Here is a 3,482-nt window from a genome sequence, read left to right as displayed (position 1 = left end):
CGGCCGGGGAGGGCGGGGCGGGCGGCGGGGCCTCCAGCCCCAGCGCGCGGGCCACCGTGTCGAACCGGCCGCCCAGCGCCAGCGTGGCCGAGGTCGCGACCACGGTGCGCTCGTCGTACAGGTGGGTGGCGAGGGTACCGGCGACCGAGAGCGGCGCGACCACCAGCGCCCGGCGGCTGCCGTTCTCCGGCTTCTCCACCCAGGCCACGTCGTGGTCGGCCTCCTCCAGCAGGCGTTGCGCAGTGGTGGAGAGCTCGTCCAGCACCGCCTTGGCCTGCTGCTTGCGGACCGGGTCCGGGTCGTCCGCCTTGACCTCGCCGATCGCCTCCAGCGCGGCCCGGGTCGCCGCGTCGAGCAGGGTGCACGCCTCGCGCAGTGCCGGCGGCAGGCCGGCGGTGAGCCGCCCGGCCGGCGCCTCGGCCAGTCCCACCGCGAGGGCGTCGCCCGCCTCGGTGAGCCGCTCGGCGACCTCGGGGCGCAGCAGCGGCCGGGCCCGGCGGGCGGACCGGTCGATCAGCTCGGGGACCAGCTCGGCCTGCGCCGCCGAAGAGACCCGGTCGGCCAGCTCGTGCGCCTCGTCGACGACGAGCAGCTTGTGCGGCGGCACGATGTGCCGGCCGGCCAGCATGTCGACGGCGAGCAGGCTGTGGTTGGTGACCACGATGTCCGCCTCGCGGGCCCGGGCCCGCGACGCCTCCGCGAAGCACTCCTGCCCGAACGGGCAGCGGGTGGCGCCCACGCACTCCCGCGCCGGCATCGAGACGGTCCGCCAGATCTGGTCGTCGACCCCCGGGTCCAGCTCGTCGCGGTCGCCGGTGGCGGTCTCCTCCGCCCAGTCGCGCAGCCGCTGCATCTGCTTGCCCAGCCGGCCCGCCTCGCCGAGCCACTTGGTGCCCCCGGCGGGGCGGGGGGAGTCGAAGAGGGTGTCCTCCGGCTCCTCCTCCGTGGAGCTGTCCAGCCGGGCCAGGCAGAGGTAGTGGTGCCGCCCCTTCAGCACGGCGAAGGTGGGGCGGCGGCCGAGCAGCGGCTCCACCGCGTCGGCGAGCCGGGGCAGGTCGTGCTCGACCAGCTGGGACTGCAACGCCAGCGTGGCGGTGGAGACCACCACCGGGCCGTCCACGGTCAGCGCCGGTGCCAGGTACGCCAGCGACTTGCCGGTGCCCGTGCCGGCCTGCACGAGCAGGTGCTCGCCGGAGGCGATGCTCCGCTCGATCGCCTCGGCCATCTGCTGCTGGCCCGGCCGGGCCGCACCGCCGGGGACCGCGCCCACCGCCGCGGCCAGCAGGTCGCCGCCGCTGGGCCGGGCACCTCGACGCTTCCTGGGCACGGCGGGACCGGTGGCGGTGCGAGGCGGGGTCACCGTGCGACCGTACCCGCCGGCCCCGACACCGGTGGCGCGCCTCCACCGCGTGGCGTCGTCGGTGGGTCGCGTCGGGTTACCTGCCGAATGCGTCGCGTGGCCGGAATCGGTTAGGGTGCCACTCATGCCGAGCGACGTGGTCCGCGTGATCTACCGCAAGTACGACGGCAGCGCCCACCGCGACTACCCGGCCCGCCGGCTCGCCGAGGACGACCTCGGGGTGTGGCTCGGCGTACCGGCCGGCACCGAGTCGGTCTACCACGGCCGGCCCTCGGTCGAGCGGATCCCGTTCGTCCTGCTGGTGCCCCGGCACGGTTGGTGGACCGGCATGTTCAACCCGCCGCCCCGGACCAGCGAGGTCTACTGCGACATCGCCACCCCCGCCCGCTGGGAGGGGGAGGACGTCGTTCACCTGGTCGACCTCGATCTCGACGTGGTGCGCCGCCGGGAGACCGGCCTGGTCGAGCTGCGCGACGAGGACGAGTTCGCCGAGCACCGGGCCCGCTGGGGCTACCCCGACGACCTGGTCCGGGAGGCCGAGTCGGCGGCCCGCTGGCTGCTCGGCGCACTCGGCGACGGCACCGAGCCGTTCGCCACGTCCTACCGGAAGTGGCTGGCCCTGGTCGCCTGAGCCGGCCTCACCACCGCAGCGGCCAGGCGTCGTCCGGACCGAGCTCCGGCAGCCAGGTCAGCTTGTCCGGGTTGAGCTGGTGGAACACCCCGGTGATCCGCCCCTCGTGCACGGCGTACGTGCTGATCATGCGGAGCGTGTGGCCGTCCCGGTAGGGCGCCGCCAACTGCCAGCCGAGGGCACCGTCGACCAGCACCGGCCGGGCCCGCAGCGCGCCGCCGTACCGGCTGGCCTGGCGGTAGATGCCGAGGAGGAAGCGGCCCACGGTGTCCGCGCCCAGGATCGGCCGGCGGCCCGCCGGCAGGTGCCCGCCGCCGTCGCCGATCAGCACCACGTCCGGGGCGAGCACCTTTACCAGCCGGTCCAGCTCGCCGGACTCCACGGCCGCGGCGAAGGCGGCCAGCACCCGCCGCTGCTCGGCCAGGTCGGCCGTGTGCCGGGGCACGTCCGGCGCGGCAACCGCCCGCCGGCCCCGCGAGGCGAGCTGCCGGGCCGCGGCCGCTGTGGTGTTCAACACCTCGGCGACCGTGGCGAACGGCACGGCGAAGACGTCGTGCAGGACGAACGCCACCCGCTGCTCCGGGGTCAGCCGCTCCAGCACCAGCAGCAGCGCGGTGCCGAGCTGGTCGGCCCGGATCGCCCGCTCGGCCGGATCGGGGGCGAACCCGTCCGCCGTCGGCAGGTCGCGCACCACCGGCTCCGGCAGCCACTGGCCCGGGTACGCCTCCCGCCGGACCCGGGCGGAGCGGAGCACGTCCAGGCAGATCCGCGAGCAGGTGGTGGTGAGCCAGGCGCGCAGCTGCTGGATCTGGGCGTGCGCGTCCGGGTCGGCGAGTGCCTTCGCGCACCGCAGCCAGGTCTCCTGCACCGCGTCCTCGGCCTCGCTCCGGCTGCCCAGCATCCGGTACGCGACCGCCAGCAGGTGCCCGCGCTCCGCCTCGAACTCCGCCGTCAGATCGCCCACCGTCTGCTCCCTCCCCGCGCCCACATTCTCCCCGTCCCACTGGACGCCGCACCGCCCCGGAATGTGACATCCGGGGATTCCGTGCCGTCCCCACCCCTCCGCCTCCCGCGCCGTCCGCGGGGGGCGCCCGGGCCCCCGCTCGTCCGGGCCCTCCGCCCGCCCGGGCCCCGCGCCAAGGTCCGCGCAACTTCTCGGAAAGAGTGGCCTTGCGAGCGGCCGAGGCCACTCTTTCCAGGAAAGAGGCCTCTCGCCGCGCAGTCTGGGCCCGTGCAGTCCGGGCCCGTGCAGCAGTCCGGGCACGCCGTCCGGGCCCCGCCCCATCGGGGGCCCGCGCCAAGATCCGCGCAACTTCCCGGAAAGAGTGGCCTCGCGAGCGGCCGAGGCCACTCTTTCCGAGAAAAAGGCCCCTCGCCGCGTGAGGTCGCGCGGCGGGAGGGCGGGGAGGGGAGGGGTGGGTGGTGCTCGGGAGCGGCGAGGTCACCACGCAGGTGTACGACGTGCCGGCGGACGCCGCGGCCAGCACCACG

At 75.9% G+C, this 3,482-nt stretch carries 3 protein-coding genes; 1 reads left to right on the top strand and 2 read right to left on the bottom strand.

Translation table 11 applies throughout. The features are described from left to right. On the bottom strand, positions 1–1,360 hold a 1,360-nt coding region (locus ACWEVO_RS32795), incomplete at its 3' end, for an ATP-dependent DNA helicase (RefSeq protein ID WP_452311317.1). A gap of 124 nt (positions 1,361–1,484) precedes the next feature. Between ACWEVO_RS32795 and ACWEVO_RS32790 the strand changes: the two genes are divergently transcribed. After that, positions 1,485–1,991: a DUF402 domain-containing protein gene (locus ACWEVO_RS32790; protein WP_452311316.1), complete on the top strand. Its 507-nt coding sequence runs from the start codon at positions 1,485–1,487 to the stop codon at positions 1,989–1,991. A gap of 7 nt (positions 1,992–1,998) precedes the next feature. On the opposite strand, the gene sigJ is transcribed toward ACWEVO_RS32790, so the two are convergent. Further along, positions 1,999–2,955: an RNA polymerase sigma factor SigJ gene (sigJ, locus tag ACWEVO_RS32785; protein ID WP_452311315.1), complete on the bottom strand. Its 957-nt coding sequence runs from the start codon at positions 2,953–2,955 to the stop codon at positions 1,999–2,001. Positions 2,956–3,482: the final 527 nt, after the last annotated feature.

The sequence above is a fragment of the Micromonospora sp. NPDC003776 genome (genome assembly GCF_053605645.1).
The sequence above is the reverse complement of the archived record's forward strand: the minus strand, read 5'-3'. Positions and strand labels throughout refer to the sequence as shown.